Raw genomic sequence first — 1,171 nt, forward strand, 5'->3', positions numbered from 1 at the left:
ATTCAAGGGTGACGTACGCTTCCGTGAAGAAACCGTGCACAACGATGGCGTGCCAAACAACAAAGACCAGGACCGTCAGCGCATTCGTGCCCGTCTGGGGGCCTACAGCGAAATCAACCCGCAGGTCGACACCGGTATCCGTATCGCCACCGGCAGCAACGACGACCCTCGCTCGACCAACCAGGACCTGAACAACTACTTCGACAAGAAGCAGATCTGGCTGGACCAGGGTTACATCGACTACCACCCGGACGCGATCAAGAACCTGCACCTGGTTGGCGGCAAGATGCCGCAACAATGGGTGAGCATGGGCGACATCATCTGGGATAGCGACATCAACCCGGAAGGTCTGGCCGTCACCTACAAGTACCCGCTGAGCGGCAGCACCGAGCTGTTCGGTAGCGCCGGTCACTACACGCTCAAGGACAACGTCGACGGCGAAGGCGTGCAGTTCAAGCACGACCTGCGTCTGTACGCAGGCCAGTTGGGTGGTCGCTTCGCCATCACCGACAGCATGAAAATGACGTTGGGCGGCAGTATCTACTCCTACGACAACGACAGCAGCAGTGCCTGCCCTACTTCCGGCACCGTCTCCACGCCATGCGCCCTGGCCATCAACGGCAACAGCCCGAACGAAACCTTCAAACTGTACGAAGGCTTTGGCCAGCTGGACTTCACCAACCTGCCAGTTCCGCTGTCGCTGTACGGTCAGTACGTCAACAACACCGATGCCAGCAACGACCAGGACACTGGCTGGCTGGCCGGCGTGAAGTCCAAGCTCTACGGCTTCAACGTGGACTACAACTACCGCGACGTGCAGCGTAACGCTGTGGTTGGCGCCTTCACCGACTCCGACTTCGCCAACGGCTTCACCGGTTCGCGCGGCAGCAAGCTGAAAGTGAGCTACGATCTGGACAAGAACTTCGCCTTGGGCGCGACCTACTTCATGGCGACCTCGGACCAGACCAACGCCAACATCAACAAGAAAGATTCGGACATCAACACCCTGCAACTGGATGCCGAAGCCAAGTTCTGATTCACCCCGCTACACGACCCGGACAAGGAAGCCCGGGCCGCTTTTACAGCCTGGCGTTGGTGTGTCGGTCCCCATCATCCTCCGACACATCAACACCGGGCTGTTTGTTTTTGCCAACCCGCCCTTGTAGGAGCG

General features: G+C 59.0%; 1 protein-coding gene. It reads left to right on the forward strand.

The window, feature by feature from the left end; translation table 11 throughout:
- On the forward strand, nucleotides 1-1,036 hold a 1,036-nt coding region (locus tag ACXRVY_RS30425; protein WP_458239131.1), incomplete at its 5' end, for a putative porin.
- Nucleotides 1,037-1,171 lie beyond the last annotated feature (135 nt).

This window comes from Pseudomonas sp. P5_A2_2, assembly GCF_054177685.1.